Origin of the sequence: Streptomyces sp. NPDC056347, from assembly GCF_042262625.1 — a bacterium.
Lineage (GTDB): Bacteria > Actinomycetota > Actinomycetes > Streptomycetales > Streptomycetaceae > Streptomyces.
The window spans coordinates 1-15,827 of record NZ_JBHJQP010000182.1 but is presented as its reverse complement, the minus strand read 5'-3'; the positions used below and the strand labels follow the sequence as shown (position 1 = coordinate 15,827).

Sequence of the window (15,827 nt, the reverse complement as noted above, 5' to 3'; positions counted from 1 at the left end):
GTCGGAGCGGGCCCTCGCCCTGTCCGTAAGGACAACGGTTCCGGCAAGGTCTCCCAGTCCGGCAGCGCGTCCGTGCACACCAGTCCGTACGGCGACCGCACCACGGTGGGCAGCGTCGGCCAGGGCTCCACGGTCGCCTGCGACGGCTGCTCCGTGAACGAGTACGGGAACGGTTGGACGTGGATCCGCGACAACAACGGCAGCGGCCTCGGCTGGATCCACGGCAAGTACCTGGACGACGGCGGAGCGACCACGCGCTGCCGGACCGGGGGAAGGGCGGGCCCCGGTCCGGCAGGCTCCGAACCGGGCCGGGGCCCGCCCGTGCCGTGGTGGTACGGGCTGTCAGGACCGGCCCGGCGCGAAGGGGCAGGTGAGCGGGAGGACGCGCTCGGCCAGCTGTCCGGTGAGGTGGGTGTCGGTGAGGACGGCGTCGGTGAGCCAGCCGGTCGCGGTCAGCCGGTCGGCCGCCTGCTCGAGCTCTTCCGGTCCCACCGGGACGTGGGCCGTCAGCGTGTCCAGGGTGATGCCCCGGCCCTCTGGCCCGAGGCGTCCCGCCGCGTCCGTCCGGCTGGCCAGCGTCAGGGCGAGCAGCCGGGTGCCGGCGGGGGCCTTGGACTTGCGGAGCTTCTTCTCCGAGACGACCCGCTGGGCCCAGCCGGAGAGCTTGGGCCGCATTTTCCTGCCGAACGTGAACGGGCGCTCCCCGTCCCGCGGGACCAGGGAGGGGACGGTGATGGGGGTGGCGTTCTCCGGCCGGGAGACGAGCAGGTCGGCGACCGTGCCGGAGAGGCCCAGCCAGCCGCAGTCCGTCAGCCGCTCGACCAGCTCCCCCGGGTCCGTCAGGCCCAGCATGACGAGGTCCTGGCCGACGAGATTGCCGGTGCCGGTGTGCGCGGTGCGCAGGGTCAGCATCAGGACCAGCAGCCGGGCCTCCGGGCCGGGCAGCGGCGCGTTGTCGGCCACGTGGGCCAGCACCGCGCGCGCGTGCTCCCACTGCGCCGGCGCGGACAGCAGCCGGTCCACCGCGGGTCCGTCACCGGCGATGCCGCCGGTGCGGTGCTGGTGCTGGAGGCGGGCGGCCTCGGCGGCCTGCTCGGCCCGCTGGGCCTCCAGCCGCAGCCGGATGTCGCCGGTGGCATCGGCCCAGGCCACGAAGGCGCTCGCCTTACGGCTGTGCAGGTCGGCCAGGAGCTCCAGATCGGGCTCCTCGCGCTCCTGGTAGGAGCGGAAGAGGTTGCCGAGCTCGACGAGCTCGTCCCGCAGGGTGAGGGGGCGCAGGTCGTACGGGATGATCCGCTGGGCGATCTTCGGCAGGGGCTTGCGGCGGCGTACGCGCGCGGTACGGGGCGCCGGAACCGGACCCGGGGCGGCCTGGTGGTCGGAGAACCGCGGCGCCCCCGCGGCCGCGGGCGCCGGTCGCCCGCCGGGCCGGGGCGCGGATGCCCGGCCCGCGGTCCGGGCTCCGGGGGTGGCCGCCGCGCACCGGGCGCAGCACTCCAGGACCCGCCACCAGCGGCCCTCCCGGTCGGCGAGCACGGCGAGGACGATCGGCCCGCCGCAGCGCCAGGGTTCGGTGCGCCCCGGCCGGTCGGTGGCGGGCAGGTGCCCCTGGCAGCCGTCGGCCCGGCAGGCGCAGTACACCCCGGGCCGGGGCTCGGGGGCGGCACTCAGATGGGCCTTGAGGTGCGCGACCGCGGCCGCGCGGCCCGCGGCCGCGGTCGGCAGGCGCTGCTCGGCGCAGGCGGGGCGGCTGCACGAGACGCGTACCGTCGTACTGCTGCGGTCGACGGCGTCCAGACGCACCGTCCACCTGCGTCCCGGCACCCGTTCGTCCAGCTCGCTCACCACGGCCTGCGTCATCCCGATCTTCCTCACGTCCCGTACCGCCTGATGCGCGCCGCCGTCTCCCACCGTGTCGGACGGGTTACGGTCGGCGATCCCCACCGTATGCGGCACCGGAGTGAAACCTGGCGAGATTAACCCGTTCGAGCTACGGGAGTTGGGGCCTCCGTTCGGGATGACGATGGTCACGGCGACGGGGAGCCGGAGCACCTGGCACTCCGCGATCACTGCTTCCACCAGCAGCCGTCGATGAGCGCCATCGCCCGACAGAGGTACCCGCGCTCCGCACCGAGAGCCGTGCGGCCACCGCCGTCTCCTGGACGAGGCGCTCGGGCGTCGCCGCCCCCGGCCCCGGGAATTTCATCGCACCCTTCCGGCTGAGTCTCTGGGGCGTACGCCTGCCGGACCATGCCCATGCCGCCGGAACCCGGCGGGCTGTTGTGCCGGAGCGCGGTAGGTGTCACCAGAGGCGCTGGTCGGCCCGGGCGTAGCCGCAGGACGGAGCCCGCCGGTTGTCACTGTCTGCTCAGGCTACTTGTCACCGGCGGGAGGCTGATCAGCCTTTTCGACACCTGATGTTCGCCGAAGATCGGCTTCGAGCGGCATGCCGGGGCCGGTTCGGCGCGTGCACGTGTGCGGTCGAGACGGCGCGGTAGAGCTCAGGGTGGTCGGTGCGATGGCGCCGACCACTCCTGCGACCGCCCCGGATGCCCGCTGGGACTCGCCGTTCGGCGGCGCCCATGAGGACGGTGGTCGGTCCTATACGAATTTCACTGACTGGACGGACTGGCTTTGGGGGAAGGGCACGCTCTGCCCGCCGCCGATGGACTGCACGGGATCGCCGCTTTGTTCGTTGGGCGCGTAGAGCTCGACATCGCGGTTGGAGTTGTTGGTCGCGCCGTAGGCCGTGAGCGGCTGGTTCAGCGTCACCGTCCCGTCCCCGCCCGGCGTCTGCACGGAGAAGGTGTCTCCCAGCTGGTTGGGGGTGGTCCACAGTTGGAGATCGTCTGCCATCTCGGCTCTTCCTTTCGAGCGGGCACCCGCCCGGAAGGCTGGTGCTCAGTGCGGCCGGGAGCCGTCACTCGGTACCCGGCCACGAAGAAACTCCCCCACGTCCTCCGCCCGCAATACCGGGCTCCCTCCAACAGCCGCAGCAGACACCAGGACACGCCCTGGCCCGGGATGCCGCGTTCCCGGTCCTCGGACGGCGGCGTCCGCCGCCGGGCGACGGCGCCCCTCCACTGATCCCCGGGGGCCGGTGACAGGTACCGCGCTCCGGTGACAAGCAACGCGCTCCGGCACAGCTGTCCAGCCGGTATCGGAGCCTTCGTTCGGTCGGCCCTCGTTCGGTCAGCCCTCCTCCGTGAGCTGTGCGTCCAGTTCGTCGAAGAGGAGCTCGGCGTGGTCGATCTGGCCGGTGCGGTAGGCGGAGCGGGCCACCAGGTGGGCGGCGACCGGGCCGGTCATCAGCTGGAAGAAGCCGATCAGGGTGAGGGTGGCGAGGTCCATGCCGCTGCGCAGGCGCAGGGCGACCCCGGCGAGGACCAGGAGCATGCCGAGGGTCTGGGGCTTGGTGGCGGCGTGGCTGCGGGAGAGGACGTCGGGGAGGCGGAGCATGCCGATCACGCCGAGCAGGCAGATCGCCGCGCCGACGAACACCAGGAGCGCGCCCGCCATGTCGAGGGTCTGGAACCAGGGGTTCATCGCGGCCTCTCCTCGGTGCCGAAGCCGGAGCCGGAGCCGGAGCCGGAGCCGGTGCCGGAGCCGGTGCCGTTGTTCGGGGTGCGGCGCGGGGGGCGGTCGCGTACCGCGATGAAGCGGGCGATGCCGACCGAGCCGGTGAACCCGAGGAAGGCCAGCACCAGCATGATCGGGAAGTAGAACGAGTCCCGGGCGAAGGCGGACTTGGCGCCCAGGCCCGCGATGATCAGGGCGGCGCACACGTCCAGCGCGATGGCCCGGTCCAGCATGGAGGGGCCGCGCCGGATGCGGACGAGGAGCGCCGCCCCGGCGACGAGGATCAGCACGACGGCCGCGGTGAGCAGGGCGCGGTCGATGGTCTGCGGTGTGCTCACGGACGGGCCTCCTTGCCGGGCGGGGCCGGCGGGACCGGTGGGGGCGGCGGGACCGGTGGGGGCGGGGCGGCGACGCGGTCGATCTCGTCGGCGGTGCCGAAGGCGCGTACGGTCAGCCGCTCCAGGCGCCAGACGGAGCGGCGGGCGGCGTCGAGGACGGCCGGCCGGTCCGCGTCGAGCACGTGCAGGAAGAGGGTGGCCGTGGCGCGGCGCACCTCGACGACCGAGCCGCCGGGGACGTTGGAGACGGCGACCGCGGTGGCCGCGAGCATCAGGTCGGAGCGGCAGCGCAGGGGTACGGCGATGACGGCGGCCCGGTGCGGGTGGTCGACGAAGATCTGCCGGGTGACCCGTACGCCGGAGGTGTACATGTCGTAGAGCAGGTATCCGGCGAGCATCAGGATGCCCCAGGGGTGCAGGCGGAGGCCGAGGTCGACGCGGGGCAGCGGGAAGGCCAGGCAGACGGCCACGGCGACGACCGCGCCGGTGAGCAGGTTGGCCCAGTTCATGCTGGACCACAGGAGCACCCAGATGAAGGTGAGCCAGGCGATCAGGGGGAGGTCGAGGATGCGCCGGCGCTTGCCGAACTCGCAGGCGAAGGGCGGGAGTTCCTTGTCGGCGAAGGAGAACGTGATCCGGCGTCTCATCGGCCGAGCACCGCCTCCACGTAGGGCGCGCGCGCGAGGAGTTCGGCGGCGGCGCGGTCGGTGTACGAGGTCAGGGGTCCGGCGAACACGGTGAAGGCGAGGCCGAGTGCGACGGTCGCGGCGGTGGCCCAGGTCATCGGTCCGGGCAGCCGGGTCGTGGTGGTGACGGCGTGGCCGTGCAGGGTGGCGGCGACCGCGCGTCCGGCGGGCTGGTGGCGGGGGTGTACGGGTTCGTCGCCGGTGCCGGGGATGTGGTCGGGGCCCGTGTCGTCGGTGTCGGAGTCGTCCTCGTCGGAGTCGGCTTCCAGGACGGTGCCGTCGGCGGCCTGGCCGGGCGGGGCGGCCCGCCAGAAGGCCAGGTTCCAGACCTTGGCGGTGACGTACAGGGTGAGGAGGCTGGTCACGGCCGAGCCAGCCACCAGGGTCCAGGCCCAGGCGCCGCCGTCGGCGACCCCGGCGCGCATCAGGGCGAGTTTGCCGATGAAGCCGGAGAGCGGCGGGATGCCGGCCAGGTTCATGGCGGGGACGAAGAAGAGGAGGGCGAGCAGCGGGGCGGCTCGGGCGAGGCCGCCGATCCGGGTGAGTTCGGTGGTGCCGGAGCGGCGTTCGATCATCCCGGTCACCAGGAAGAGCGTGGTCTGGACGGTGATGTGGTGGGCGACGTAGACGATCGCGCCGCCGTAGGCGCCCCGGGTGGCGAGGCCGATCCCGAAGACCATGTAGCCGATGTGGCTGATGAGGGTGAAGGAGAGCAGCCGTTTCAGGTCGGTCTGGGCGACGGCGCCGAGGATGCCGACGACCATCGAGGCGAGGGCGGCGGCCATCAGCAGGTCGCCGAGCCGGTTGCCGGGGAAGAGGAGGGTCTCGGTGCGCAGCATGCAGTAGACGCCGACCTTGGTGAGCAGTCCGGCGAAGACGGCGGTGACCGGCGCGGGTGCGGTGGGGTAGGAGTCGGGGAGCCAGGCGGCGAGCGGGAAGACCGCGGCCTTGACCGCGAAGACGGTGAGCAGCATCGCCTGGATGAGGGTCTGGACGCCGAGCGGGAGGGCGCCGAGGCGGCCCGCGAGCTGGGCGAAGTTGGCGGTGCCGGTCGCCGCGTACGTCATGGCGATGGCGGTGAGGAAGAGCATCGAGGAGAACAGCGAGATGATCACGTAGGTGGAGCCGGCGCGGATGCGGGGGCCGGTGCCGCCGAGGGTGAGCAGGACGAAGCTGGCGACGAGCATGATCTCGAAGCCGACGTACAGGTTGACGAGGTCGCCCGCGAGGAAGGTGCAGGAGACCCCGGCGACCAGGATCAGGTAGGCGGGGTGGAAGACCGCGACGGGGGTCTCCTCCTCGCGGTCGGCCATGCCCTGGCCAAGGGAGTAGATCAGTACGCAGAGGGTGACGGCCGAGGAGACGGTGAGCATCAGGCCGGAGAGCCGGTCGGCGACCAGCGTGATGCCGAGCGGTGGGGCGAAGTCGCCGAGGTGGACGGTGAGCGGGCCATGGCTGTCGGCGGCGATCATCAGGGTGACGGAGAGTCCGAGTACGGCGGTGAGCACGGCGACGCTGACCAGGCGCTGGAGCTCTTTGAGGCGGGTGCCGAAGGCGAGGCTGAGGCCGGTGGCGCAGAGTGGCAGCAGCACCGGCAGGGGGACGAGTGCGTTCATCCGGTGGCTCCCGGGTCGGTGTCTTCCGCGTGTGCGAGCGGTGGTGCGTAGTCCTCGGGGTCGGCGCCCAGGACGTCGTGCCAGAGGTCACCGGTGGCGTAGCGGCCGCGGGCCTGGAGGGCGCGGTCGGCGCGGAGGCGGGCGCGCAGCCGGCGGCGTTCGGCGCGGTAGTGGTCGCGTTCCTCGGGGGTGACGCCGGGGGCGGCGCGGTAGCGCTCGCGCAGTTCGGCGCGTTCGCCCAGCACTTCGGCGCGCAGGATGATGCGGCGGTCCTCCTGGTCGTCGTGGACCTCGTCGGTGCCGGTGAGCTGGCTGCCGCGGTAGGCCATGGCGAGCAGGAAGGCGGTGGTGGCGAGGGTGATGACGATGGCGGTGAGGGCGATCGCCTGCGGGAGCGGGTCGGTGACCCGGCCGAGCGGGACGCCGTAGAGGAGCGGTTCGGCCCCGGCCCGTCCGCCCGCGGCGATGACGAACAGGTTGATGCCGTTGCTCGCGATCACCGCGCCGAGCAGGATGCGGGTGAGCGGCCGGGTGAGCATGAGGATGCCGCCGACCGCGCAGAGCACCGAGGCGGTGGCCAGGAGGCTGGCGCTGACGGTCATCCGGGGGCGCCTTCCGTGCCGGGTGCTTCGCGGGGTGGCGCGGCGCCGCCGGTGGCGGCGGCCTTCTCGGCCGCCGCGCGTTCGATCTGGCGGTCGATCTTGGCGCCGAGTGCGCGGACGATGTCCAGCACCACGCCCAGGACCAGGAGGTAGACCCCGAAGTCGAAGAGGACGGGGGTGCCGATGTGGTATTCGCCGATCAGGGGCAGCCGTCCGTGGTGGGTCCAGGCGTGCAGGACCGTTCCGTCGGCGAGGCCGAGCAGGGCGACGCCGGTGGAGACGAACAGTCCGAGGCCGGTGAAGAGTCCGGGCTGGAGCGGTGCGGCCCGGGCGAGTTCGAAGCGTCCGCCGGCCAGGTAGCGGGTGATCAGGGCGAGTCCGGCGACGAGTCCGGCGACAAAGCCGCCGCCCGGCATGTTCTCGGCGCAGAACAGCAGGTAGACCGAGAGCACCAGGACCGGGTGGAAGAGCAGCCGGGCTACCACCTCGAAGACGACGGAGCGGTGTTCGGGCGCCAGGGTCGATCCGGCGGCGAGCCAGTCGCGTTCCGGCGCGCCTTCGTCGCCGTGCGGGATTCCGGTCATTCCGGGGGCCGTCAGCGACCAGGCGGTACGGCCCCGGGGCTGCTCGGACAATCGGTCGGGCGGCAGGGCGGGTTCGGTGCGGCGGTGCAGGTAGAGGAGGCTGGTGACGCCGACCGCGGCGGCCGCGAGGACGGCGGACTCGCCCATGGTGTCCCAGGAGCGCAGGTCGACGAGGATGGTGGCGACGACGTCCTTCAGTCCGTGGTGGGCGACCTCCTCCACCATGGCCGCGCCCGCCGGATCCGCCGTACGGGCCGCCGCCGCGACCCACACCACCACGCCGAGTGTCGCCGCCGCGGCCAGGGCGACCGGGACGCGTCCGGCCCGCCGCCAGGTGCTGACGGTCTCCTGGAAGTGGACCGGCATCCGGCGCAGCACCAGCACGAACACGATCATCGACACGGTCTCCATGCAGAACTGGGTGAGCGCCAGGTCCGGGCCGCCCTGCACGACGAAGAGCAGCGCGGCGCCGTAGCCGGTCAGTCCGGCCAGGACCACGGCCTTCATCCGGCGTCGCACGGTCAGGCACATGAGGGCGGCGGCGCAGGTCAGTGCGGCGACGGCGCCCTGGAGCGGAACGTCCCAGAGCCGGGGGGCGAGGGCCCCTCGCCAGGGCCGGTCCAGGGCGAGGACGGTGAGCTGACCGGCCAGCACCACCAGCAGGGTGGTGGCGAGGTAGACGGTGAGCGAGCCGCGCTGGACGAATCCGGTGAGCTGGAGGGAGAACCGTTCCAGCCCGAGCAGCATGTGGCCGAAGACGCTGTCGGCGGTCGGCCAGGCGATCCGCCGGGAGAGCCGGGTGACGGTGGTGCGGCCCAGGAAGAGCAGCACACCGGCGACGAGGGCGACGGCGGAGAGCAGCAGCGCGGTCTCGAATCCGTGCCACAGCGCGAGGTGGTACGGGTGGGCGACCGGCCCGAAGGCGGCGGCGTACGCGGCGAACAGCGGGTCGAGCCGGCCGACGCCCGGCCCGAACACCAGCCCGCAGAGCGCGAGCAGGGCGGGCGGCGCGAGGAAGGCCGGGCCGACCCGGTGCACCGGGGTGTCCGCGACCCCGGGCTTGCGGGCGAAGGCACCCCAGACGAACCGGATGGTGTACGCGACGGTCAGCGCCGAGCCCGCGACGGTGAAGCCGAGCGCCCAGCGGTCGGCGGCCGTGCCCTCCAGCAGTGCGGTGAAGGCGGCCTCCTTGGCCGCGAAGCCGAGCAGCGGGGGCAGCGCCGCCATGGAGGCGGCGGCGAGCACCGCGACCGCGCAGACGTGCGGCAGCGCCCGTCCCACGCCGGAGAGGCGGCGCAGGTCGCGGGTGCCCGCCGCGTGGTCGACGATGCCGGTGACGAGGAAGAGCGGTGCCTTGAACAGGGCATGACCCAGGATCATGGCGGCGGCGGCCAGCGCGGTGTCGCGGTCACCGGCCCCGGCGAGCAGGGTGAGGAAGCCGAGCTGGCTGACGGTGCCGTAGGCGAGGACGAGTTTCAGGTCGTGCAGGCGCAGCGCCCGCCAGCCGCCGAGCAGCATGGTCGCGGCGCCGAGGACGATCACGACGGGGCGCCAGACGGGCACGTCCGCGAAGCCGGGCGCGAGCCGGGCTACCAGGTAGACCCCGGCCTTCACCATCGCGGCGGCGTGCAGATAGGCGCTGACGGGGGTGGGGGCGGCCATCGCGTTCGGCAGCCAGAGGCTGAACGGCCAGATCGCCGACTTCGACAGGGCCCCGCACAGGATCAGCGCCACCGCGACACTGACGGCCCAGGTCGCCGCGGGCGGGTCGGCGAGGATGGCGGAGATGCGGTACGTGCCGGTCGCCTGACCGATGATCAGGAAGCCGACGAACATCGCCAGGCCGCCGAGGGTGGTCACGACGAGGGCCTGGAGCGCGGAGCGGCGGCTGTGCTTCTGCTCGCTGTCGTAGCCGATCAGCAGGTAGGAGAAGACCGTGGTCAGTTCCCAGAACACGTAGAGCGAGATCAGGTCGTCGGCGAGGACCAGCGCGAGCATGGCGCCCGCGAACGCCAGGAGGTTCCCGGCGAATCCGGCCAGCCGCGGGGTGGTTTCGGTGAAGTAGGAGGCGCAGTACAGCAGGACGAGCGTGCCGACGCCTGCCGCGAGCAGCACCATCAGCTCGCCGAGGGCGTCGAGCCGCAGGACGACGGTGACGTCGTACGCGGGCATCCAGGGCCAGGACCAGGTGACCGAGGAGCCGGAGACCGCGGTGTTCCACTGGGTGGCCGCCCAGACGGTGGTGGCGGCGGGCGGCAGCGCGAGGACGACGAAGGCGCGTCTGCCCAGCGCCCTGACCAGCGGACGGGCGAAGGCGGCCAGGACGAAGTGGCAGGCGATGAGCGCGGTCATGCGGCCCCGGAGGGCGCTGCGCGCCGGTCGGCGCCGAAGGGAGGTTCGGGCCGGACGGAAGCAGGGAGCGGTTCGCGCCGGACGGAGGCAGGGAGCGGTTCGCGCCGGTCGGGGTCGGAGGGCCGGGGCCTGAGCGATACGGAGCGGACGAAGAGCACCGAATAGAGATATATCCCTCGACGCGCTCCACCCGTACGGCACGCCGCTCCCGTCAGCACCTGCTGGTTTCGGCCACGCCCGGCATGCGGCCGCGGGCGGCACGTAAGCGACAAGAGCGTGCATGACCAGGGATGCACAACTGAGCCCGGATTTTTTTCATTTATTCACTGTGACTAAAATCTATTTGTCGAAGTTCTCAACGGATTTGACCAGTCCCGAGGCTGGCATCATCAAGGAGCACGCCCTGCGCACGCGCGCCTCACGGCGGACCGAGTCGACCACCATGTCGCTGCGGACAGCCCTGCTCGTTCTGGCCATCGTTCCCGGTGTAGCGCTGGCCGCCCTCTGGGCCGTCACCAGCGGCCAGACCCTGCTGGACTTCCAACGCATGGCGGCCCAGGGGCAGTTGGCCCAGAAGGCCGGTCAGCCGTCCAACATCGTGTACTACAACCTGCAGAAGGAGCGCCGGTTGAGCGCCGAGGCGCTCGCCCGGCACAAGGGCGTCACCGACGAGCTCCGGCAGCAGCGCATAGAGACCGACAAGGCCGTCAAGAGCTTCCAGTCGCTCTCCGACGTGGCCACCGACGACGCGCCCGGCGAGGTCCGTGACGCGGTCGCCGAGGCCCGCGAGGCCATCAACCAGCTGCCCGCCCAGCGTGCCCTCGTCGACGACGGCGGCAACGAGCAGCAGAAGGCCGTGTACCGCTACTACACGGACCTGATCGCGGTCGACCTCGAACTCTTCTCGGCGCTCAGCCACGTCGACAACGGCCGTGTCACCACGATCTCGCAGCCGCTGGTCGACCTGTTCTGGACCAAGGAGATGATCTCCCGTTCGGACGCCCTGCTGGCGCGCGGCTGGCCGAAGGGGAAGCTGAGCACCACGGACCTGCGGCAGGTCCGTGAGGTGGTGTCGGGCCAGGAGCTCCAGTACTCCACCAAGGTCGTACCCCTGCTGTCCACGGACGAGAAGGCCATGTGGCAGACGATCGTCCGCAGCGAGGCGTGGAAGACCAAGACCCGGCTGGAGAGCCAGATCCTGCGTCAGACCGAGGCCGACGCGGACGGGTTCGTCACCCTCGGCGCCAAGGAGAAGGCCTGGCGCACGGCGATGGACGAGCTGGACCCGCAGATCGAGAAGCTGCTGGAGCAGCGCACCGCCTCCGTGATCGACGTGGGCCTGGGCAGCGTGATGTCGCTGCTGTACAGGATGGTGCTGACCACGGTCGTCGGTCTGATCGCGGTGGTCGCGGTCATCTGGACCACCTGGCGCCTCACCCGTAACCTCCGTCGCCGGATCGGCAGTCTGCAGGAGCGCGCCGAGGCCCTGGAGAAGGCCCTGCCGGAGGTCGTCGAGCGGCTCGCCCAGGGCGAGCGGATCGATGTCGAGGCCGAGGCCCGCGCGATCGAGAACGACACCAGGAACGGCCGGAGCGACGAGCTGACCCAGCTCGGCGACGCGCTCAACCTGGCCCGCACCAGCGCACTGGGGGCCGCCGTCAGACAGGCCGACCAGCACCGGGGCTTCGAGCGGCTGCTCCAGCGCATCGCCCGCCGCACCCAGCAGCTGATCGGCCAGCAGCTGAAGAAGCTGGACGAGCTGGAGCGCAAGCACGAGGACCCCGAGATCCTCGACGGCCTCTTCGACCTCGACCACCTCACCGCCCGACTGCGGCGGTACGAGGAGAACCTGGTGATCCTCGCGGGCGGCTCCCCGCACCGGCGCTGGCGCAAGCCGGTCCCGCTGCTGGACGTGATGCGTTCCGCCCAGGGCGAGGTGCAGGACTACCGGCGCGTGGTGCTGGACCTGGACGGCAGCCCCTGGCTGTCCGAGCGGGCCGTCGGCCCCGTCTCCCACGTGCTCGCCGAGCTGATCGAGAACGCGCTCAGCTTCTCCCGGCCGCCCGCCCCGGTGGAGGTCAGGGCCGCCAAGGTGAGCCGCGGTCTGGCCATCGAGGTCGAGGACCGGGGCCTGGGGATGGACGACGAGCAGCTGGCGGCGGCCAACGAGCTGATGACCAGTCCGCCCCGGATGGACGTGCTGGCCCACGCCGACGACATCCGTCTCGGCCTGTACGTGATCGCGCGCCTGGCGGACCAGCACGGCCTGCGGGTGGAGTTCCGCTCCTCGGCGTACGGCGGTACCCGCGTGGTGCTGCTCGTCCCCGACGAGCTGACCGTGCCCGCGCCGCACACCGGCCCGGTCGGTGTCCCGGACCCGGCCCCCGCCCCGGCGGCCCCCGCCGAGCGGCAGGCCCCGTCCGTCCCCGCGCCGCACACCGGCCCCGAGGAGGCGCTGCCCACCCGCGTGCAGGGCCAGGCCCTCGCCGGAGTCACCGCGCTGAACGCGGCGGGCGCCCCGTACGCCACCGCCGAACCGCCCCGCCCGGCACCGGAGCAGGACCCGCAGCCGTACGCGGCACCCGTCGACCCGTACGCGCAGCCCGCCGACTCGTACGATCCCGCCGACCCGTTCGCGGGCCGGGCACAGCCCTACCCGGCGCCCGAGCAGCCTGCCGCGCCGGAGCCGGGCGGGACGTTCGCGGCGCCCGGGAGCCCGTACGTGGCACCCGACGGCACGTACGCGGCACCCGAGGACGCGTACGGCACCGCCGGGCAGCCGTACATGACGGCCGCCGGGCAGTACCCCGTGGACCAGGCGCCGTACGCACCCGAGGAGCCGTACTCCCCGCCCCCGGCCGGGTACGCCGCGCCCTACGCCCCCGGGACCGGCGCGGACCCCGCGTCCCCGCCGCAGCCCGCGCCGGAGGCCTTCCGGCCCGCCCCGCTCCCGGTGTCCGAGCCCGACCACCCCGCGCCGCCGGACCCGGGCTCGGACCTCGCCCACGCCCCGGACCACGGGGCCGGCCGGCCCGCCGCCCCTGGCTCGGAGCCCCCGCTGCCGCGCCGGGTCCGGCAGGCCAGCCTGGCCGACGAACTGCGGATCGACCCGGCGGCCGCCCGGCCCGCCGCCCCGCAGCCGCCGAGCCGCCCGCAGAACCCGCCGCCCCGCACAGAGCCCCGCCGGGCCGGTGCCGCGATCGGAGCGTTCCAGCGCCGGTCCCGGGCCGCCCGCGCCACCGACGAGACACCGGCACGGCCCGCACCGCCCGCCCTCCCCCTGCCCACGAGAGAAGAACGGCCATGACACGCACTACCGCCACCCACCAGGACCTCGACTGGCTGCTCGACGGCCTGGTGGACTCGGTGGCCGAGACCCGGAACGCCGTCCTGCTGTCCGACGACGGGCTCGTGGTGAGCCACTCGCGGACCATCAGCCGCCCCGACGCCGAGCGGCTGGCCGCCATCTGCACCGGCCAGCAGAGCCTGGCCCGCGGGGTCGGCCAGCTCTTCGACGGCGGTGGTGTGCACCAGGTGATCGTCGAGCTGAACGAGCTCTGGCTCTTCATCATCGCGGCCGCCCAGGGCACCCACCTCGCCGTGATCGCCTCGCAGGAGGTGGACGCCGAGATCATGTCGCTCGCCATGCACAACCTGGTGCAGCAGGTCGGCCAGAAGCTCAGCACGCCGGCCCGCGGCGAGTTCGACGCCTTCGGCACCGGGGACGGGCAGCGCGCGTGACCCCGCACTGGGACGACGAGGCGGAGGAGGACGCGGCGGGCACGATGGTGCGTCCGTACACCATCACCCACGGCCGCACCGCCCCCGAGCGGGACGACTTCAGCCTGATCACGGTGGTGACGACCGCGCAGGACCCCCGGGACGAGAACGGCGCGCCCGTCCGTCCCGGGCGGCTCCAGCCGGAGCACCGGATGATCCTGGAGCGCTGCCACCGCCCGGCGGCGGTCGCCGAGGTCGCCTCCGACCTCGGCCTCCCGGTGTCGGTGACCAAGATCCTGCTGGCCGACCTCGTCGCCCAGGGCCTGCTGCTGGCCCGCGCCCCGCTCTCGGTGGCGCGGGTGGCGGGCGGCGCCAACATGGGCATGCTCGCCGCCGTTCGTGACGGACTCCGGAGACTCTGAACCAACATGACAAGCAGTCAGGCGGCCCCCGCCGCCGTGAAGATCCTTATCGCCGGAGGCTTCGGCGTCGGCAAGACCACCCTGGTGGGCGCGGTCAGCGAGGTCGCTCCGCTGCGCACCGAGGAGTACCTCACCAAGGCCAGCGTCGGCGTCGACGACCTGGCCGGGATCGGCCAGAAGGACACCACCACCGTGGCGCTGGACTTCGGCCGCATCACGGTCAGTCCCGAGCTGGTGGTCTACCTCTTCGGCACCCCGGGGCAGGAACGTTTCTGGTTCATGTGGAACGACCTGGTCAACGGGGCGCTCGGCGGGGTGGTGATCGCCGACACCCGCAGGCTGGAGACGAGCTTCGCCTCGATCGACTTCTACGAGAGCCGGAACATCCCCTTCGTGGTGGCGATCAACTGCTTCCACGGCCACAACACCCGCACCCCGGACGAGATCAGGGCCGCCCTCGACCTCGACCCGCACGTGCCGATGCTGATCGGCGACGTACGCGAGCGGCCCTTCGGCCGGGACGTCCTGCTGGCCCTGGTGGACCACCTGATGAGCCTGTCCGCAGCGGCCGGCTGACGGCCGGCCGCCCCGACCCTTTCCGCACACTTTTCCGTTCTGGAGACACCTGAGATGGCAACACCCCTGCGCGTCCTGATCCACGGCGGCGGCATCGGCGGGCTCACCCTCGCCACCGCGCTGGCCCGGCGGGGCCACACCGTCGAGGTCGCCGAGCTCCGTGACGAGGTGGACGCGCTCGGCGTCGGCATCATCCAGCCGTCCAACGCACTCCACGTGATGCGGGAGATCGGGGTCCTCGACGACTGCCTGGCCGCGGGGTTCGAGTGGGAGGTGCTGACCATCGCCGACCCGGCGGGCGGCACCCTCGCCGAGATACCCCAGCCCCGGATGGGCGACGCCCCCTCCAACAACGGCATCCCGCGCCCCGCCCTGGCCCGGGTGCTGAACTCCGCGGCCACCGCGGCGGGCGCCAGGATCCGCTTCGGCACCACGATCGCCGAGCTGGCCGACGACGGTTCGGGCGTGGACGTCACCCTGTCCGACGGCTCCTTCGGCCGCTGGGACCTGGTGGTCGGCTTCGACGGCATCGGCTCCCCGCTGCGCACCCGGCTCTACGGGGACCGTTACGTCCCCGAGTACACCGGCTTCGCCAACTGGCGGGTGACGGTCCCCCGTCAGCCGCAGGTGCGCGGTGTGGTGATGGGTACCGCGGGCAAGGACGCCAAGGCGCTCCTCACCCCGATCACCGAGGAACTGATGTACCTGGGCGCAGTGTTCGCGGAGGCCGAGGAATTCCGGCCGGACCCGGAGTGGGCCCACGAGCAGCTCGCGGAGCGGCTGCCGATGTTCTCCGGACCGGTCGCCGAGGCGCTGGCCACCGTCACCGACCCGGCCGCGGTGGTGTACTCGCGCATCTCCCAGGTGACGGTCGAGGAGCCGTGGCACGTCGGACGGGTCGTCCTCGCCGGTGACGCCGCGCACGCCTCCACCCCGCACCTCGCGCAGGGCGCGGCGATGGCCGTGGAGGACGCGCTGGTGCTGGCCGAGTCGCTGGACGCCGGGGACGGCGTCGACGCGGCACTCGACGCGTGGGAGGCCCGTCGCCGCCCCCGGGCCATGTGGGTGCAGGCCCTGTCCCGCGCGGTGCTGAAGCAGGAGACCGGCAGCGCGACGACGCCGGAGGAGGACGAGCTGCTGAAGGTCGGCGTCCCCGGCGCCGCCCATGTGCTGGTCCAGCCGTACTGACATCCGCCGGAGCGTCGGTGGACCGTGCGGGCCCCGGGAAGAGGTGCCCGGCCCCCCCGGGGCGGTTGAAGGCAGCACCGCCCCCCCCTCCATCACCACCCCGGCCGGCGCGGCCCCGATCCCGGGGGTACCCACGACCGCCCACGCCGGGGAGTAACCCCCCG

13 protein-coding genes are annotated in these 15,827 nt (G+C 73.0%); 5 read left to right on the top strand and 8 right to left on the bottom strand.

The genetic code is table 11. The features are described 5' to 3' along the window. Nucleotides 1-342: 342 nt before the first annotated feature. The 8 genes from ACFCV8_RS30450 to ACFCV8_RS30415 all read right to left on the bottom strand — a co-directional run bounded on the left by ACFCV8_RS30450 (nucleotide 343) and on the right by ACFCV8_RS30415 (nucleotide 9,757). Nucleotides 343-1,860 carry a hypothetical protein gene (locus ACFCV8_RS30450; protein WP_376688706.1) on the bottom strand — a complete coding sequence of 506 codons (1,518 nt, stop codon included), beginning with the start codon at nucleotides 1,858-1,860 and terminating at the stop codon, nucleotides 343-345. Between the two features lie 741 nt (nucleotides 1,861-2,601). Then, entirely contained in the window at nucleotides 2,602-2,856 is a 255-nt protein-coding gene (locus ACFCV8_RS30445; RefSeq protein WP_376688705.1) for a hypothetical protein, read from the bottom strand. Nucleotides 2,857-3,192: 336 nt separating this feature from the next. Further along, nucleotides 3,193-3,546, bottom strand: a complete 354-nt coding sequence (gene mnhG / locus ACFCV8_RS30440) for a monovalent cation/H(+) antiporter subunit G (protein WP_376688704.1) — start codon at nucleotides 3,544-3,546, stop codon at nucleotides 3,193-3,195. Further along, a complete protein-coding gene (locus ACFCV8_RS30435; protein ID WP_376688703.1) occupies nucleotides 3,543-3,917 on the bottom strand; it encodes a monovalent cation/H+ antiporter complex subunit F in 375 nt (124 codons plus the stop codon). Before ACFCV8_RS30435 ends, mnhG begins: the two co-directional genes overlap by 4 nt. Further along, nucleotides 3,914-4,564 (bottom strand): Na+/H+ antiporter subunit E, encoded by a 651-nt coding sequence (locus ACFCV8_RS30430; RefSeq protein ID WP_376688702.1) that lies wholly within the window; start codon nucleotides 4,562-4,564, stop codon nucleotides 3,914-3,916. Before ACFCV8_RS30430 ends, ACFCV8_RS30435 begins: the two co-directional genes overlap by 4 nt. Beyond that, a complete protein-coding gene (locus tag ACFCV8_RS30425) occupies nucleotides 4,561-6,219 on the bottom strand; it encodes a Na+/H+ antiporter subunit D (RefSeq protein WP_376688701.1) in 1,659 nt (552 codons plus the stop codon). Before ACFCV8_RS30425 ends, ACFCV8_RS30430 begins: the two co-directional genes overlap by 4 nt. Further along, nucleotides 6,216-6,821 (bottom strand): Na(+)/H(+) antiporter subunit C, encoded by a 606-nt coding sequence (locus ACFCV8_RS30420; RefSeq protein ID WP_376688700.1) that lies wholly within the window; start codon nucleotides 6,819-6,821, stop codon nucleotides 6,216-6,218. Before ACFCV8_RS30420 ends, ACFCV8_RS30425 begins: the two co-directional genes overlap by 4 nt. Continuing rightward, nucleotides 6,818-9,757 carry a Na+/H+ antiporter subunit A gene (locus tag ACFCV8_RS30415; RefSeq protein WP_376688699.1) on the bottom strand — a complete coding sequence of 980 codons (2,940 nt, stop codon included), beginning with the start codon at nucleotides 9,755-9,757 and terminating at the stop codon, nucleotides 6,818-6,820. The genes ACFCV8_RS30420 and ACFCV8_RS30415 overlap by 4 nt, the downstream gene beginning before the upstream one ends. 364 nt (nucleotides 9,758-10,121) lie before the next feature. Between ACFCV8_RS30415 and ACFCV8_RS30410 the strand changes: the two genes are divergently transcribed. The 5 genes from ACFCV8_RS30410 to ACFCV8_RS30390 are packed head-to-tail and all read left to right on the top strand — an operon-like array spanning nucleotide 10,122 to nucleotide 15,663. After that, nucleotides 10,122-13,064, top strand: coding sequence for a nitrate- and nitrite sensing domain-containing protein (locus ACFCV8_RS30410; protein ID WP_376688698.1), 2,943 nt, complete (start codon nucleotides 10,122-10,124; stop codon nucleotides 13,062-13,064). After that, nucleotides 13,061-13,498, top strand: a complete 438-nt coding sequence (locus tag ACFCV8_RS30405; RefSeq protein ID WP_376688697.1) for a roadblock/LC7 domain-containing protein — start codon at nucleotides 13,061-13,063, stop codon at nucleotides 13,496-13,498. Before ACFCV8_RS30410 ends, ACFCV8_RS30405 begins: the two co-directional genes overlap by 4 nt. 44 nt (nucleotides 13,499-13,542) lie before the next feature. After that, nucleotides 13,543-13,899, top strand: coding sequence for a DUF742 domain-containing protein (locus ACFCV8_RS30400; RefSeq protein WP_376688707.1), 357 nt, complete (start codon nucleotides 13,543-13,545; stop codon nucleotides 13,897-13,899). A gap of 6 nt (nucleotides 13,900-13,905) precedes the next feature. Continuing rightward, the gene (locus tag ACFCV8_RS30395) at nucleotides 13,906-14,475 is read left to right on the top strand and encodes an ATP/GTP-binding protein (RefSeq protein WP_376688696.1); all 570 of its coding nucleotides are present in this window, start codon (nucleotides 13,906-13,908) and stop codon (nucleotides 14,473-14,475) included. A 54-nt stretch (nucleotides 14,476-14,529) separates the two neighbouring features. After that, complete coding sequence (locus tag ACFCV8_RS30390) at nucleotides 14,530-15,663, top strand: FAD-dependent monooxygenase (RefSeq protein WP_376688695.1); 1,134 nt, start codon at nucleotides 14,530-14,532, stop codon at nucleotides 15,661-15,663. The last annotated feature ends 164 nt before the right edge of the window (nucleotides 15,664-15,827 follow it).